This is a genomic window from Microbacterium pollutisoli, assembly GCF_053586795.1.
Genome location: NZ_JBNYWT010000002.1, coordinates 472125 through 487234 on the forward strand (window position 1 = coordinate 472125; position 15110 = coordinate 487234).

Genomic DNA, 15110 nt, shown 5'->3' on the forward strand with positions numbered 1-15110 from the left:
TCAGTACTCATACGGGTCGGCGGGGGCGGCGATCTGCTCGACGTGGGCGTCGGCGATCTGCAGCCGACCGTCGACGTCGCGGATGGTCCCGGTCACCGTCACCCATTCGCCGGTGGCAGGCACCTCGCCGGTGGCCACGGGGATGCGGGCGGGCTGCGCGTCGATGACGCAGTGGGTGACGACCAGGCGGGTCAGGTCGAAGCCCTCCTCGCCGGGGGTGACGAAGCCGGTGAGCACGATCTCGTCGCCGTCGAAGGCCTCGGGGTTGGTCGCGGTGGCGAACACGCTCGCCCACTCCCCCACCCCGAAAGAGGCGGTGTCGCCGGTGGCGGCCAGCGCGACGGTGTCGGCTCCCTGGAACAGCGGCGGAGTGCCGGTGTCGCGCGAGATCGCGATGTCGGCCGACAGGGTCGCGGGAGGCACGAGCAGCATGACCCCGACGACGCCGGTCGCGAGCACGCCGCCGGAGATCGTGGCGACGGCGCCCACCCCAGGCCTCGCGTGATCGTGATCGTGATCGTGGTCGTGGTCATGAGCGTGGGCGTGGTCGTGCCCGTGGTCTGCTTCGGCGCCGAGCGGCAGCGCGAAGGTCGCGACGGCGCCGATCAGCAGCAGCACCGACATCGACACCGCGAACCACGACGACTCCGGGTTGATGTACAGGCCCAGCCGGTCCTGTACCGCGAGCGTCACGGTGACGGCCGCGATCGCGGCGGCCAGGCCCACGCCCAGCAGGCGGGTGACCAGCGACGGCAGCACCGGGTTCTCACGCAACGAGGTTCACCACCGTCCCGATCGCGGCGCCCGACAGCACGACGACGACCACGAGCCCGGCGAGCACCTTCGTGCGGAAGGTGGTGCGCAGCAGCGCCAGCATCTTCACGTCGACCAGCGGGCCCACCAGCAGGAACGCCACGAGCGATCCGGGGGTGAACGTCGAGGCGAACGACAGCGCAAAGAAGGCGTCGACGTTCGAGCAGATCGACACGACCATCGCCAGGGCGATCATCGCCACGATCGACAGCGCCGGATTCGACCCGATCGCCAGCAGCACGTCGCGGGGCACGAGCACCTGCACGGCACCGGCCAGCGCCGAGCCGATGACCAGGGCCGGCATGACGGCCCGCAGCTCCACCACGAGCTGGGTGAGACTGCGGCGGCCGCGGCCACCGGCATCCACCCCGCCCTCGGCGACCGCGCACGCCGCGCGGAACCGGTCGGTGACGAGGCCGTCGGGGTCGGGATGCCGGCTGTACAGCCAGCCGATGAGGTTCGCGATCGCGTAGCCGCCCAGCAGCCGCGCGACGAGCACCCCGTCGTCGAAGCCGAACGCCTGATGGGTGGTGATGATGACGATCGGGTTCACGATCGGCGCGGCGATGAGGAAGGTCAGCGTCTCCGAGACCGAGAATCCGCGCATCATCAGGCCGCGGGCGAACGGCACGTTGCCGCACTCGCACACCGGCACGAGCATACCCAGCAGGGACAGCACGGCGCGGCGGCCCCACGGGTTGCGCGGCATCCACCGCTCGATGACGCCCGGCGGCACCCACACCTGCACGACGATCGAGAGGATCACGCCGAGCACGATGAACGGCAGCGATTCGATGAGCACGCTCAGCGCGAGGGTCACGCCGTCCTGCGCGCGGGTGGGCAGGGGGGATGCCGGGGAGATCACCGCCAGGGCGATGAGCGCGGCCACCACGAGCACGCCGATGCCCAGCGCGACGACGGTCCGGCCGGGCGCCGGGCCGCGCGGGGGCGCGGAGGCGCCGAGTGCGGTGTCAGTCCGCGACACGGTTCCCCGCGGTGCACCGGGCGCACAGCCCGAAGATGTCGACGACGTGCTCGGCCTGCGTGAAACCGTGGGTGGCGGCGGTGCGCTGCGCCCACTCCTCGACATCGCGCGCCTGGATCTCGACGGTCGTGCCGCACGACCGGCAGATGAGGTGGTGGTGGTGGCCTTCGCTGGCGCAGGCGCGGTAGATGGCCTCGCCCTCGGGGCTCTGCAGCTGGTCGGCGTCGCCGTTGGCGGCCAGGGTCGCGAGGGCCCGGTAGACGGTCGCCAGGCCGATGCCGGTGTTGTCGTCGCGAAGGGTCGCGTGCAGTTCCTGCGCGCTCACGAAACCCCCGGCGTCGGCGAGTGCGGCACGCACTCGCTCCCGCTGCCAGGTGTTGCGCTGAGCCATGCCCGGAGTCTACCCAGCGGCCGTGGGAGCGGGCTGGGCGGTGCGCCGCACCCGGTCCCGGCGGCCGCCGATGATGCGGCACACGACATAGATGAGGAAGGACAGCGTCGTGATGTAGGGGCTGACCGGCAACGTGCCCATGACGGCCAGGAGGATCCCCCCGACGGCGGCGACGAAGCCGAACAGCGCCGACAGCACCGGCACCGCGACCGGTCCGGATGCCACGCGCATGGCGGCCGCGGCGGGGGTGACCAGCAGGGCCATCACCAGCAGGGCGCCGATGATGTGCACGGCCACCGCCACGGTCAGGCCCAGCAGCAGCATGAATGCGAGCGACACGGCCGTGGTGGGCACGCCCCGTGCGGCGGCGGCCTGCGGGTCGAGCGAGTCGAAGCGCAGCGGTCGCCAGATGAGCAGGAGCGCGACGAGCACGGCGGCCGAGATGCCGATGAGCCAGCCCAGCTCGCCGGTCTGCACCGACACGATCTGCCCGGTGAGCAGGCTGAACCGATTGGCGCTGCGGCCGTCGTAGAGCGAGAGGAAGAGGATGCCCAGGCCCAGGCCGAACGACATGAGCACCCCGACGATGGAATTGCGCTCGCGGGCGCGCGCCCCCAGCCATCCGATGAGCGCCGCCGCCACGAGCGACCCCACGATCGATCCGGTGACCACGTCGGCGCCGATCAGCAGCGCGGCGGCGGCCCCGGCGAACGACAGCTCGCTGATGCCGTGCACCGCGAAGGCCATATCGCGCTGGATGACGAACACGCCGATGAGCCCGCCGACCAGGCCCAGCACCGCGCCGGCCCACACCGAGTTGGCGACGAGCGCCAGCACCTCGCCGTAGTAGGGCAGGCCGCCGAACATCGCGTCCCACACGTCGTCCCAGGTCACAGGTCCGCTCCGTGGTCGTGGTGGTGATGGTGGGATTCCTCGGCGTCGGGCGCGCCGACCACGACCAGGCGATCGCCGGCGCGCAGCACGAAGACGGGGGCGCCGTACAGGTCGGTGAGCACGGGCGAGGTGAGCACGTCCTTCGGGGCACCGAGGGTGAACCGGCCGCCGGCGAGGTAGAGGATGCGGTCGACCTTGCCCAGCACGGGGTTGATGTCGTGGGTGACCAGCAGCACGGCGGCGCCCGACCGGCGGTGCTGGTCGATCATGCGCACGACGGCCTGCTGGTTGGCCAGGTCGAGGCTGGTCAGCGGTTCGTCGCACAGCAGCAGCCGCGGGTCGTCGGCGAGCGCCTGGGCCACGCGCAGGCGCTGCTGCTCACCGCCGGAGAGGCTGCCGACGGGCCGTTCGGCGAACGCGGTCGCCCCGGCGGCCTCGATCAGCGCGTCGACGCGCTGTCGTTCCCCGCGCCGTGGGATCGGCAGCCCGAACCGGTGCCCGTCGACCCCGAGCGCGACGAGGTCACGGCCGCGCATCGCGGTGTCCGGGGGCAGGGGCCGCGCCTGCGGCAGGTAGCCGATGCGGCGGTTGCCGCGGCGGCGCACCGGTTCGCCGAGTGCGACGATCTCTCCCTCGCTGAGCGGCACGAGTCCGAGGATCGCGCGAAGCAGCGTGGTCTTGCCCGAGCCGCTGGGGCCGAGCACGGCGATGAGCTCACCGGGCGCGACGTCGAGGTCGAGACCGCTCCACAGTTCGCGGTCGTCCCGGCGCAGCGCGGCACCGCGGATCTGCAACGGTGACGTGCTCACCTCGAAAGCGTACCGGCGAGGTCGGCGATGTTCTGCGCCATCCAGGTGAGGTAGGTCTCGCCATCGGGCACCAGCTCGGTGAACTCGAGCACCGGCACATCGTGCGCAGTGGCGGCCTCGATCATGCGGGTGGTCTCGGCGCCGCCGGTCTGCGCGTTCGCGATGAGGACGGCGACCTCCCCGGACTCGACGACCCGCAGCGCTTCGAGCAGGCTCACCGGCGGCACGTCCTGCCCCTCTTCGACGGCTTCGCTGAACGCGGGCGGGGTCGCGTTGACCAGGCCCGCCGCCGCGGTCAGGTAGAGCGGCACCGGCTCGGTCGCGAAGACCCGAGTGCCCTCGTGCGCGGCGGCGATGTCGCCCAGCGCCGCCTCGAGGTCGGCGATGCCGCCCGTGAATGCCGCGGCGTTCTCGGCGTAGGTCGCGGCACGGCCGGGGTCGATCTCGCCCAGCTCGTGCGCGATGTCCTCGGCGAGGTGCGCCATGGCGTGCGGGTCGTACCAGACGTGTTCGTTGAAGCCCTCGATGTGGTCGTGGCCCGCGTGATCGCCGTGGTCGTGCGCGGACTCGTCGTCGCCGTGGCCGGCATCCTCGCCGTGTCCGGCGTTGTCCGGGTACTCGTGGGAGAACGTGACGGCGCTGAGCACGACCGCGTCGGTGCCGCTCGCGTCGATGAGGTCGTCGATGAACGCGTCGTACCCGCCGCCGTTGGCGACGATGAGGTCGGCCTGCCGCACGGTGAGCTGGTCGCGCGCCGACGCCTCATAGGAGTGCGGATCCTGCGACAGCGAGGAGACGATCGTGCTGACCTCGACCTCGGCGCCGCCGATGGCCTCGACGATCGATCCGTACACGCTGGTGGATGCCGCGACCCGCACCGCCGCGTCGGATTCGGCGTCGGACGGACTCGACGCGCACCCGGCGAGCGCGAGCACGGCGGCCGCGCCGAGCGCGACGGGGGCGAGGGTTCTGCGGTTCACGGGACGACTATACCCGCTATTGATAATGGTTCTCAACACCACTCCTCCGGGCGCCCCGCGCCGCCCCGACCCCGTTCGCCTGTCACAAACAGCCGCCCGACCCGACCGTTTGTGACAGCCGAACCAGGGGGCAGCTCAACGAGGGACAGCTGAACCAGGGGATGCCGGGAGCCAGGCCGAGGCACCCTGAGGCCGACGGGCCCGGCGCGGCGGACCCCCCGAGCGCCCCAAGCCCCGTTCGCCTGTCATAAAGGGACGCCTGACGCGACCGTTTGTGACAGGGGAACCAAGGGAAGGGTGAAATGGGGGATGCCGGGCCTCCGGCCCCGGCCGGCCCCCCGGCCGGCCTCAATCCAGACGCGCCCTCAATCCAGAAGCAGCGCGGGCTCCTCGAGGATCGCGGCGATGTCGGCGATGAAGCGGCTCATGCCGTCGCCGTCGATGACGCGGTGGTCGAACGATCCCGACACCGTGGTCACGTAGCGCGGGCGCACCTCGCCGTCGACGACCCACGGCTTCTGGCGGATCGTGCCCATGGCCACGATGCCCGACTCCCCCGGGTTGATGATCGGGGTTCCGGCATCCATCCCGAACACGCCGATGTTGGTGATCGTGATGGTGCCGCCCTGCTGGTCGGCCGGCGTCGACTTGCCCTCGCGCGCCGTGAGGGTCAGCTTCTCGAGCGCGCGGGCCAGTTCGCGCATGTTGAGGTCCTGCGCGTCCTTGATGTTGGGCACGAGCAGGCCCCTCGGCGTCGCGGCGGCGATGCCGAGGTTCACGTAATTGCGCACCCGGATCTCGGCCGAGCCGTCGTCCTTCTCGATCCACGCGGCGTTGACCATCGGCGTGCGCCGCACGGCCCAGATCACCGCGCGCGCGACGATCAGCAGCGGCGACACCCGGATGTCGGCGAAGTCCGGCGAGGCCTTGAGCCGCTTGACGAGCTCCATCGTGCGGGTCGCGTCGACGTCGGTCCACACCGACACGTGCGGCGCCGAGTACGCCGAGCGCACCATCGCCGACGAAGTCGCCTTGCGCACGCCCTTGACGGGGATCGCCTCCTCGCGGCTCTCGTCGAAAGAAGGGGTGGATGCCGGTGTCCCGGCCGCGACGGAGATCGTGCGTTCGCGCTCGGCGGGGAGGTCTGGGGTCGCGATGTTGCGGAACACCGAGGCCTGCGACGCGTGGGCCACGACGTCCTCGCGGGTGACTTCGCCGGCCGGGCCGCTCGGGGTGACCTGGGTGAGGTCGACGTCGAGATCCCGGGCGAGCTTGCGCACCGGCGGCTTGGCGACCACGCCCACCGACGCCCGCACGGCCTCGGTGCGCGCGGCGGGCTTCTTGCGGCGTGACGTGACCGCACCGCCTGTGCCGTAGCCCACGAGCACGGCGCCGGCGGCATCCACTTCGGCGGGCTTCTCGCCGTGCGCCGACTGTCCGGTCGTGACGTCCGGTGCCGCCCCGGCGGCGGTGATCGTGATGATCGGCGCGCCGACCTCGACGGTGGCGCCCTCGGCGACCAGCAGCTCGCCGACCGTCCCGTCGAACGGCGACGGCAGCTCGACCAGCGACTTGGCCGTCTCGATCTCGACGAGCACGTCGTCGACGGCCACGGTGTCGCCGGGGGCGACGCGCCACTGGACGATCTCGGCCTCGGTGAGTCCTTCACCGACGTCGGGGAGGACGAAGGTCTGCGTGCTCATGTGTGCTCCTTAGCGCGGCGGACCGCGAGAGAGATGTCAGTAGGCGAGGGCGCGGTCGACGGCCTCGAGGATCCGGTCGGCGTCGGGCAGGTACTGCCCCTCGAGCTTGGCGGGCGGGAAGGGCACGTCGAAGCCCGACACCCGCAGCACGGGCGACTCCAGCGCGAAGAACGCCTTCTCCATGACGGTGGCCGCGATCTCCGACCCGACCGACGCGAAGCCCGGCGCCTCCTGCGCGTAGACCATGCGGCCCGTCCGGCGCACCGAATCGAGGATGGGGCCGTAGTCGACCGGCGACAGCGACCGCACATCGATGACTTCGCACGAGGTGCCCTCGGCCTCGGCGAGCGCGGCGGCCTGCAGCAGCGTCGTGACCATCGCGCCGTGGCCGACGAGGGTCACATCGGTGCCCTGTCGCACCCGCCGCGAGGCGTGCAGCCCCAGCGCCCGCTCGGCGGTGTCGACCTCACCCTTGAGCCAGTACTTCGCCTTCGGCTCGAGGAAGATCACCGGGTCGGGCAAGGCGATCGCGTCCTGGATCATCCAGTAGGCGTCGTTGGGCGACGCGGGCGACACGACGCGCAGGCCGGGCGTGTGCGCGAAGTACGCCTCGGGGCTCTCCTGGTGGTGCTCGACGGCGCCGATGTGCCCGCCGTACGGGATGCGGATGACGACGGGCATCTGCAGGGCGCCCTCGTGCCGGTTGGTGATCTTGGCCAGCTGCGTGGTGATCTGGTCGAACGCGGGGAACACGAACCCGTCGAACTGGATCTCGACGACCGGCCGGAATCCGGCCATCGCCAGCCCGATCGCGGTGCCCACCAGGCCCGATTCGGCCAGCGGCGAATCGATCACGCGTTGCTCGCCGAACCGTGCCTGCAGTCCCTCGGTGACGCGGAACACGCCGCCGAGGCGGCCGATGTCCTCGCCCATGAGCACGACGTGGTCGTCGGCGGCCAGGGCGGCGGCGAGCCCGGCGTTCAGGGCTTTGGCGAACGGCAGTGTCTCGGTGCTCATGCTCCGCCCTCCTGGAACGACGCCTCGTACTCGGCGAGCCAGCGGCGCTGCTCGTCGACGAGGGGATGCTGCTCGCTGTACACGTGGTCGAACATGATGCCGACCGGGATGTCGCCGAGCGCGTTGGTGCGCACGCGGACGTCCTCCGCATAGTCGCGGGCGGCGGCGTCCACCTCGTCGAAGAAGGACTCGGCCGCACCGCGCGACTGCAGGTATGCGCGCATGCGGGCGATGGGATCCCGCAGCGCCCAGGACGACTCCTCGTCGGTGGTGCGGTACTTCGTGGGGTCGTCGCTGGTGGTGTGCGCGCCCATGCGGTAGGTCATCGCCTCGATGGCGCGGGGGCCGCCGCCGGCGCGCGCCTCGTCCAGCGCGACCTTCGAGACGGCGTAGCTGGCCAGCACGTCGTTGCCGTCCACACGCAGCGACGGCATCCCGTACCCGGCGGCGCGCTGGTACAGGGGACTGCGCGACTGGGTGGTGACGGGCACCGAGATGGCCCACTGGTTGTTCTGCAGGAAGAACACCTGCGGCGTCTGGTAGCTGGCGGCGAACACCATCGCCTCGTGCACGTCGCCCTGACTCGACGCGCCGTCGCCGTAGTAGACGATGACGGCCTGGTCCTTCTCGGGGTCGCCGGTGCCGCAGCGCTTGTCGAACACCAGCCCCATGCCGAACCCGGCGGCGTGCAGGGTGTGCGACCCGAGCACGAGCGTGTACACGTGCGTGTTGCCGTTGCGCGGGTCGGTGGGATCCCAGCCGCCGTGGGTGAGCCCCCGCATGAGACGGATGATGTCGAGCGGGTCGACGCCGCGCGTTGTGCACACGACGTGCTCGCGGTACGACGGGAAGATGTGGTCCTGCGCGCGCGCCGCCCGCACCGAGCCGACCTGGGCGGCCTCCTGCCCGAACGACGGCGGCCACAGCGCCAGCTGACCCTGCCGCTGCAGGTTGGTGGCCTGCCGGTCGAAGGCGCGCACCACGACCATGTCGCGGTAGAAGGTCTCGAGCTCGGCGTCGCTCAGCGCCTCGATCAGCGGCACGTACGGTTCGGCTTCGGCGGTCGGAGCGAACGTGCCTTCCGCCGTCAGGACGCGCACGATGCCGGATTCGTCGGGCGAAGTCATGGGTTTCACGCTATCGCGAGGTCCATTCCGGGCTCTGCATGACATCGACAATGGATGCCGGAGTTCGCTGGCCCGTGGCCACAGTCCCCCGCGCTGGGCGGGCTCAGCGTGGCGCGAGGGCCGCCGCGGTCTCCACGATCCGGTCGATCGAGGCCTCCTCGCCGACCGTGATGCGCACGCCGTCGCCGGCGAAGGCCCGCACGATCAGGCCGGCCTCGGCGCAGGCGGCGGCGACCTCGAGCGCCCGGTCGCCGGCGGGCAGCCACACGAAGTTGCCCTGCGTGTCGGGCACCTCCCACCCGGCCTCGCGCAGCCGGCCGGCCAGGCGGTCGCGGCGCTCGGCGATGACCGCGACCCGCTCGAGCAGCTCGGGCTCGGCGTCGAGGCTGGCCAGGGCGGCCTGTTCGGCGGCGGCGGTGACGGACAGGGGGATGCCGGTCGAGCGCGCCGCGTCGAGGATGCGCGGGTGGCCGACCGCGTAGCCGACCCGCAGCCCCGCCAGCCCGTACGCCTTGGAGAAGGTGCGCAGCACCACGACGTTGTCGCGGCCGGCCGCCAGCACGCGGGTGCCGTCGACGGCGCCGGACGCGGTGACGAATTCGGCGTACGCCTCGTCGAGCACGACCAGCACGTCGGCGGGCACGGCGTCCAGGAGCGTGTCGAACTCGTCCTGCGTGACGATCGTCCCGGTCGGATTGTTCGGGCTGCACACCACGACCATGCGCGTGCGGTCGGTGAGCGCGGCGATCATGGCCGCGATGTCGTGGCGGCCATCCGCGGTGTTGGGCACCATCACGGCCGTGGCGCCGGTGACGGTCACCATACCGGGGTACGCCTCGAACGAGCGCCACGAGAACACAATCTCGTCGCCGGGCGCGCTGGTCGCCTGCGCCAGCTGGTAGAGGATCGAGACCGACCCCGCCCCGATGTGCACCCGGTCGTCGCCGACACCGTAGCGTTCGGCGATGCGGGCCCGCAGCCGCCCGGCCGACGCGTCCGGGTACCGGTTGATCGCCGTGGCCCCCTGCACCGCGGCGACGACGCCGGGCAGCGGGTCGAACGGGTTCTCGTTGCTCGAGAGCTTGAAGGCCTCCGGCCCGGCCTGCGTGCCCTGCTTGTAGGCGGGCAGGGACGCGATCTCGGGGCGGATGCGCACGGGGATGTCGGTCACGCGACGAGTCTACGGATCAGCGCCCGTCAGCGGTGGCCTCGTCGCAGCTCCGGCGCCACCCCGGGATCGCCCGTTCCCTCGCGGCGCACTCCCTGCCAGACTGAGGCCACTATGCGATTCCTGATCCGCGTCATCATCAACGCGTTCGCCATCTGGGTCGTGACGCTCATCGACCCGCTGCGCGTCGATGTCATCGCGTTCGCCCCCGGTGAGACGCTCCAGCTCGTGCTCACGCTGCTCGCCGTCGCGGCCGTGTTCGCCATCGTGAACACGGTCATCGGCACGATCATCAAGATCGTCGCCTTCCCGCTCTACATCCTGACGCTGGGTCTGATCTCGCTGATCATCAACGGGTTCCTGCTCTGGCTGACCGCTTGGCTCACGCTCTGGTGGGAGTGGGGCCTGCGGGTCGAGGACTTCTGGCTGGGCGTCGTGGCCGCTCTCGTCATCACGCTCATCAACTGGATCCTCGGCATCATCCTGCGGCCGCAGACCAAGAAGCGCTAGGCACCCCCTCCCCCGCTGTCGCCCACGGTCCGGCGGCGCGCGGTGTACATCGTCGCGGTGACCGCGGTCGCCGTTCCGAGGTGCGCCAGGTGCTCGTGCACGACGTCGATGCGCGGGTCGGTCGACGCGTCGAGCAGCCGGGCGGTCTCCGCGTAGGCGTCCAGCTGGTGCACATCGAAGGTGACGTCGGAGAGCCGGCCGACCGGATCGGCCACCCGTTCGGCCACGAAGCTGCCCGGCGCGCCGCTGTCGCCGGCGAACCCGCCGCCGGCCAGGGCCGAGACCGGGTCGTCGGCGTGGCGCACCGCGACCTGGAGCGTCCGGTCGCCGACGTCCGCCTGCACGGGCGACCCGAACGTGAACACCGTGCCGACGTGGAACTCGCCCTCCAGCGCCACCCGCGAGATCGCCATGGCCCCCTGGGAGTGCCCGGCCAGATGCACGGTATCGCCGCGCGTCGCCCCCGCGGCGTGCAGCGCCTGTACGACCGCGTCGTACGAGGCCGAGCGCACCCCGCCGTACAGCTCGAGGTTCGACCGCATGTCGAACGGCTCGCCCTCCTCGCCGAATCGCGTGCCGGTCACATACGCGGCGAACTGCCGCGACCCGTCGGGCAGGGTGTAGCGCTCCACCCGGACCTGCCCCTCCCCCTCGCGGGGCAACCGACCGACAACATCGGCGAGGGATGCCGGGGCGGTGACCGGCGCCGCCCGGCGGGCCCGCAACCGCACCGGCTGCGCCGGGCCGTGCAGCCGGGCGCCGGCATCCACCGGCCCGCGGCCGGCCCCGCGGACACCCGCGAGCAGCAGGGCCATGAGCAGCGAGGCGGCGACCGCCGGGCCGGGCGACAGGGCCAGCGCCTGCGCGGTCTGCGCGAGCAGCTCGTGGTGGCCGGCGGCCCGCCACGACAGCGCCTCAGCCGCGGCCCGGAGCCGGTCGCCCGCCGGCAGCGTCGCGGTCATCGCGTCGATGCGCGCCTCGAAGCTGCGGGCCCGCAGCTCGTCGCCGGCTGCGGCGGCCGCCGCCTGCAGCGCGCGCAGCTCCACGATGTCGTAGATCGTGGCGAGGGTGCGCAGGTCGGCCTCGGTGTCACGGATGTGCGCGATGGTGTCGCCGACGACCGGGTGGGGCAGTGCGGCCCAGGCGCCCTCGGCGGTGATGATCGCCCCGATCTCGAACAGCCGTTTCTGCACGACCTCGCACCCGGCCGCGAGCGAGGCCAGTTCACCCGCCGCGTGCCGCAGATCGGCGGTGTCGACGGCGACGATGCCGCCGCTGCGAATGTCCAGGTCACTCATCCGTCGTACCGCTGCGACGCCGACCGCAGCCGCTGCTGCTCCCACTCGAGGTTGTGGTCGGCGATCTGGATGCCGTCGGCCAGCCGGTCGAGGCGCTGCCGCAGCTGGTCCACCGCCGCGCGGTACCGGTCGAGCGCCGCGGACTGCCAGTCGCTGGTCGCCGCCAGCGCCCGCGCCCGCGCGCGCAGCCCGTCGACGTCGCCGTGCAGGGTGTGCAGCCGGTCGCGGGCGGTCTGCAGCCGGTGCGCGGACGCGAGCCACGGGTCGGTGGTGGTGCTCGACATGGCCCGATCCTCCCGGCCCGGGCCGGTGTCGAAGGACCCGGATGCGGGATCGGTGGACAGCGTCGGGAAACCGGCATCCTGTGCAGGAAGCGGTGCATTCGCCATGATGGAAGCCGTGCCCGCATCTCCAGAGCCCTTCCGTGTGATCTTCGTGTGCACGGGCAACATCTGCCGCTCCCCGATGGCCGAGGTGGTCTTCCGCTGGTTCGCCGATCAGGCGGGGCTGGGTGATCGGGTGGTCTCGAGCAGCGCGGCGACCGGTGACTGGCACGTCGGGGAGCGCGCCGACGCCCGCACCCTCGAGGCGCTCCGCCGCCGCGGCTATGACGGCTCGAAGCACCGCGCACGGCAGTTCGTGTACGCCGACTTCGACCGCAACGACCTGGTGGTCGCCCTCGACCGCTCGCACGAGCGGATCCTCGCCAGCTGGGCGCGCACCCCCGACGACGCCGACAAGCTCGCGCTCATGCTGTCGTTCGCCGGCCGGGACGACGACCAGCTCGACGTGCCCGACCCCTACTACGGGCACCCCGGAATGTTCGACGACGTGCTCGCTATGATCGAGGGTGCGAGCCGGGCGCTCTTCCGGCAGCTCGAACCCGCCATCCGATCGACGTCCTGAGCGCCCGCCCCACACCGATCGGAGCCTCGTGACCTCTCTTCCCGCCCAGCCGCTCAGCCCTCTCGACGGTCGCTACCAGGCGGCGGTGACCGCACTGGCCGACTACCTCTCGGAAGCGGGGCTCAACCGCGCCCGCGTCGAGGTCGAGGTGGAGTGGATCATCGCCCTGGCCGACCGGTCGCTGTTCGGGTCGACCCCGCTCGCCGACGGCGACAAGAAGCGCCTGCGCGCGCTGTACCGCGACTTCGGGCAGGCCGAGATCGACTGGCTCGCCCAGAAGGAAGCGGTCACCCGCCACGACGTGAAGGCCGTGGAGTACCTGGTGCGCGACCGGCTCGACTCGCTGGGCCTGAGCGCGATCGCCGAGCTGACCCACTTCGCCTGCACGAGTGAGGACGTCAACTCCGCCTCGTACGCGCTGACGGTCAAGCGCGCCGTCGAGAACGTGTGGCTGCCCAAGCTCCGCGCGGTGATCGCCGCGATCCGCGAGCTGGCGGTGACCCACCGCGACGCGGCGATGCTCTCCCGCACGCACGGGCAGCCCGCGACGCCCTCCACGATGGGCAAGGAACTGGCGGTGTTCGCGTGGCGCCTCGAGCGGGTCGCACGGCAGATCGAGGCGGGGGAGTACCTCGCGAAGTTCTCGGGCGCGACCGGCACCTGGTCGGCCCACCTGGCCGCGGCGCCCGACGTCGACTGGCCGGCGCTGTCGCGCACGTTCATCGAGGGACTGGGCCTGGACTTCAACGTGCTGACCACCCAGATCGAGTCGCACGACTGGCAGGTGGAGCTGTACGACCGAGCCCGTCACGCCGGCGGCATCCTGCACAACCTCGCCACCGACATCTGGACCTACATCGCGATGGGCTTCTTCGCGCAGATCCCGGTCGCCGGCGCCACCGGCTCGTCGACGATGCCGCACAAGATCAACCCGATCCGGTTCGAGAACGCCGAGGCGAACCTCGAGATCTCGGGGGGGCTGTTCCAGACCCTGGCCTCCACCCTGGTCACCAGCCGCATGCAGCGCGACCTCACCGACTCGACGACGCAGCGCAACATCGGCGTCGCGTTCGGGCACTCGCTGCTGGCGCTGGACAACCTGCAGCGGGGGCTCACCGAGATCTCGCTGTCGCGTGACGTGCTGCGCGCCGACCTCGACGCGAACTGGGAGGTGCTGGCCGAGGCGATCCAGACCGTCGTGCGCGCCGAGATCACCGCCGGCCGGTCGCAGATCACCGACCCGTACGCGCTGCTGAAGGACCTCACCCGCGGCCGCCGGGTGGGCGGGCCGGAGCTGGCCGAGTTCGTGGAGGGTCTCGACATCAGCGACGAAGCCAAGCAGCGCCTGCTGGCCCTCACGCCCGAGACCTACACGGGCCTGGCCGACCGTCTCGTCGACGAGCTCTGAGCGGGGCGACTCCGGAGATCAGCGGGCGGAGCCGTCCGCGCCGGTGTCGTCACCGGCATCCTTCGCCTGCTCTTCGGGCGGCAGCAGCACCGGACGGTCGATCGGCTTGTCGAGTTCGGCGGGGTCGACCGCGAGGATCAGCAGCGCCATGATCACCAGCGTGGCGATGAACGAGATGCCCGCGACCACGAGCGACACGATCACGACGTGACCGCGCTGCGATTCGCTGATGCCCTGGAAGAACCCCATCGACATCAGGGCGATGAACCCGCCGAACAGGGCCGCCGCGAAGGCGAAGCCCAGCAGCTGCACGGGCTTGAGCAGATCGCGGCGGTGGGAGCGGGATTCGGTCATGGGGTCTCTCCTGCGGATGTGTGCGCGCTCGCGGTGTCCGGCTCGGTCTCGGTGCGCGGCGAGAAGCCCGCGATGCCGAGGAAGACCGCGACGATGGCGCAGTAGCCGCCGAACAGTCCGACGCCGATGGTGACACCGGTCAGCGTGAACGAACGGCCGGCTTCGGCGATGAAGTACTCCAGGCTGTAGGCGGGATTGACCACCAGCAGTCCGACGCCCAGAACGAGGGTGAGGATGCCGATGAGCACGCCGTCGCGGCCCGTGGGGTCGCCGGTGCGGCGGCCGCGGATGCCGCCGATGAGCTCGACGAGTCCGGTCAGCAGCGCCCATGCGATGACGAGGACGAAGAAGCCGATCTCGGTGCGCACGGCCGGAAGACCGCCGATCATCCCGGCGACGAGGGTCAGGACGCCGAGGATCAGCGGCACGGTGCGGGTCCCGGCCGTGTAGACGAGCCAGCATGCCAGCAGCAGGACGAGCGCGGTGGCGATCGCGAAGCCGCTGAACACCGCGAGGCCGACGCCGGCCGAGTGATCCGGCGAGAAGGTGACCATGACGGCAGCCAGCGCGGCGAACAGGGCGCGCGCAAGCTGGACATGTCGCACTTCGAAGGTGCGGGCGGCGGTGGTGGTCACGGCAGAACCCATCAGGGCAGGCGGATCAGAACCTCTCCAGTCTAGGCGTCGTGGCCGAGAGGATGCCGATGGCCGCGACCACCGGTGCCCTCCTGCCGGTCGCCGCCACCCC

At 71.6% G+C, this 15110-nt stretch carries 17 protein-coding genes; 3 read left to right on the forward strand and 14 right to left on the reverse strand.

What is annotated here, in order from left to right; translation table 11 throughout:
• The 10 genes from ACQ143_RS07085 to ACQ143_RS07130 all read right to left on the reverse strand — a co-directional run bounded on the left by ACQ143_RS07085 (position 1) and on the right by ACQ143_RS07130 (position 9890).
• Entirely contained in the window at positions 1-774 is a 774-nt protein-coding gene (locus ACQ143_RS07085; protein ID WP_449570001.1) for a TIGR03943 family putative permease subunit, read from the reverse strand.
• Entirely contained in the window at positions 767-1798 is a 1032-nt protein-coding gene (locus ACQ143_RS07090; RefSeq protein WP_449570002.1) for a permease, read from the reverse strand. Before ACQ143_RS07090 ends, ACQ143_RS07085 begins: the two co-directional genes overlap by 8 nt.
• Positions 1785-2189, reverse strand: a complete 405-nt coding sequence (locus ACQ143_RS07095; RefSeq protein WP_449570003.1) for a Fur family transcriptional regulator — start codon at positions 2187-2189, stop codon at positions 1785-1787. The genes ACQ143_RS07090 and ACQ143_RS07095 overlap by 14 nt, the downstream gene beginning before the upstream one ends.
• 9 nt (positions 2190-2198) lie before the next feature.
• Positions 2199-3056, reverse strand: a complete 858-nt coding sequence (locus ACQ143_RS07100; protein ID WP_449570146.1) for a metal ABC transporter permease — start codon at positions 3054-3056, stop codon at positions 2199-2201.
• A 23-nt stretch (positions 3057-3079) separates the two neighbouring features.
• The gene (locus ACQ143_RS07105; protein WP_449570004.1) at positions 3080-3892 is read right to left on the reverse strand and encodes a metal ABC transporter ATP-binding protein; all 813 of its coding nucleotides are present in this window, start codon (positions 3890-3892) and stop codon (positions 3080-3082) included.
• Positions 3889-4872, reverse strand: a complete 984-nt coding sequence (locus ACQ143_RS07110) for a metal ABC transporter solute-binding protein, Zn/Mn family (protein ID WP_449570005.1) — start codon at positions 4870-4872, stop codon at positions 3889-3891. Before ACQ143_RS07110 ends, ACQ143_RS07105 begins: the two co-directional genes overlap by 4 nt.
• Before the next feature lie 365 nt (positions 4873-5237).
• Positions 5238-6575, reverse strand: a complete 1338-nt coding sequence (locus tag ACQ143_RS07115) for a dihydrolipoamide acetyltransferase family protein (protein ID WP_449570006.1) — start codon at positions 6573-6575, stop codon at positions 5238-5240.
• Positions 6576-6611: 36 nt separating this feature from the next.
• Positions 6612-7592: an alpha-ketoacid dehydrogenase subunit beta gene (locus ACQ143_RS07120; RefSeq protein WP_449570007.1), complete on the reverse strand. Its 981-nt coding sequence runs from the start codon at positions 7590-7592 to the stop codon at positions 6612-6614.
• A complete protein-coding gene (locus ACQ143_RS07125; RefSeq protein ID WP_449570008.1) occupies positions 7589-8719 on the reverse strand; it encodes a thiamine pyrophosphate-dependent dehydrogenase E1 component subunit alpha in 1131 nt (376 codons plus the stop codon). The genes ACQ143_RS07120 and ACQ143_RS07125 overlap by 4 nt, the downstream gene beginning before the upstream one ends.
• A 103-nt stretch (positions 8720-8822) precedes the next feature.
• Positions 8823-9890, reverse strand: a complete 1068-nt coding sequence (locus tag ACQ143_RS07130; protein ID WP_449570009.1) for a histidinol-phosphate transaminase — start codon at positions 9888-9890, stop codon at positions 8823-8825.
• 111 nt (positions 9891-10001) lie between these two features.
• Here ACQ143_RS07130 and ACQ143_RS07135 point away from each other — a divergent pair, with 111 nt between their 5' ends.
• A complete protein-coding gene (locus ACQ143_RS07135; protein ID WP_449570010.1) occupies positions 10002-10397 on the forward strand; it encodes a phage holin family protein in 396 nt (131 codons plus the stop codon).
• On the opposite strand, the gene ACQ143_RS07140 is transcribed toward ACQ143_RS07135, so the two are convergent.
• Together ACQ143_RS07140 and ACQ143_RS07145 are read right to left on the reverse strand one after the other, a co-directional pair.
• Positions 10394-11695, reverse strand: coding sequence for a hypothetical protein (locus ACQ143_RS07140; RefSeq protein WP_449570011.1), 1302 nt, complete (start codon positions 11693-11695; stop codon positions 10394-10396). The two genes, ACQ143_RS07135 and ACQ143_RS07140, sit on opposite strands and share 4 nt — an antisense overlap.
• Entirely contained in the window at positions 11692-11979 is a 288-nt protein-coding gene (locus tag ACQ143_RS07145) for a hypothetical protein (protein ID WP_449570012.1), read from the reverse strand. Before ACQ143_RS07145 ends, ACQ143_RS07140 begins: the two co-directional genes overlap by 4 nt.
• Positions 11980-12085: 106 nt before the next feature.
• Between ACQ143_RS07145 and ACQ143_RS07150 the strand changes: the two genes are divergently transcribed.
• Entirely contained in the window at positions 12086-12601 is a 516-nt protein-coding gene (locus ACQ143_RS07150) for a low molecular weight protein-tyrosine-phosphatase (protein ID WP_449570147.1), read from the forward strand.
• Between the two features lie 28 nt (positions 12602-12629).
• Positions 12630-14009 (forward strand): adenylosuccinate lyase, encoded by a 1380-nt coding sequence (purB, locus tag ACQ143_RS07155; RefSeq protein ID WP_449570013.1) that lies wholly within the window; start codon positions 12630-12632, stop codon positions 14007-14009.
• 18 nt (positions 14010-14027) lie between these two features.
• On the opposite strand, the gene ACQ143_RS07160 is transcribed toward purB, so the two are convergent.
• Both ACQ143_RS07160 and ACQ143_RS07165 read right to left on the reverse strand, forming a co-directional pair.
• Positions 14028-14363: an amino acid transporter gene (locus tag ACQ143_RS07160; protein WP_449570014.1), complete on the reverse strand. Its 336-nt coding sequence runs from the start codon at positions 14361-14363 to the stop codon at positions 14028-14030.
• Entirely contained in the window at positions 14360-14998 is a 639-nt protein-coding gene (locus tag ACQ143_RS07165; RefSeq protein WP_449570015.1) for an acyl-CoA synthetase, read from the reverse strand. The genes ACQ143_RS07160 and ACQ143_RS07165 overlap by 4 nt, the downstream gene beginning before the upstream one ends.
• Positions 14999-15110 lie beyond the last annotated feature (112 nt).

Coding starts and splice junctions, on each gene's coding strand:
- ACQ143_RS07135 (WP_449570010.1), top strand. CDS start 10,002: ATGCGATTCCTGATCCGCGTCATCATCAACGCGTTCGCCATCTGGGTC.
- ACQ143_RS07140 (WP_449570011.1), bottom strand. CDS start 11,695: ATGAGTGACCTGGACATTCGCAGCGGCGGCATCGTCGCCGTCGACACC.
- ACQ143_RS07145 (WP_449570012.1), bottom strand. CDS start 11,979: ATGTCGAGCACCACCACCGACCCGTGGCTCGCGTCCGCGCACCGGCTG.
- ACQ143_RS07150 (WP_449570147.1), top strand. CDS start 12,086: ATGGAAGCCGTGCCCGCATCTCCAGAGCCCTTCCGTGTGATCTTCGTG.
- ACQ143_RS07125 (WP_449570008.1), bottom strand. CDS start 8,719: ATGACTTCGCCCGACGAATCCGGCATCGTGCGCGTCCTGACGGCGGAA.
- ACQ143_RS07160 (WP_449570014.1), bottom strand. CDS start 14,363: ATGACCGAATCCCGCTCCCACCGCCGCGATCTGCTCAAGCCCGTGCAG.
- ACQ143_RS07100 (WP_449570146.1), bottom strand. CDS start 3,056: ATGTTCGGCGGCCTGCCCTACTACGGCGAGGTGCTGGCGCTCGTCGCC.
- ACQ143_RS07115 (WP_449570006.1), bottom strand. CDS start 6,575: ATGAGCACGCAGACCTTCGTCCTCCCCGACGTCGGTGAAGGACTCACC.
- ACQ143_RS07095 (WP_449570003.1), bottom strand. CDS start 2,189: ATGGCTCAGCGCAACACCTGGCAGCGGGAGCGAGTGCGTGCCGCACTC.
- ACQ143_RS07120 (WP_449570007.1), bottom strand. CDS start 7,592: ATGAGCACCGAGACACTGCCGTTCGCCAAAGCCCTGAACGCCGGGCTC.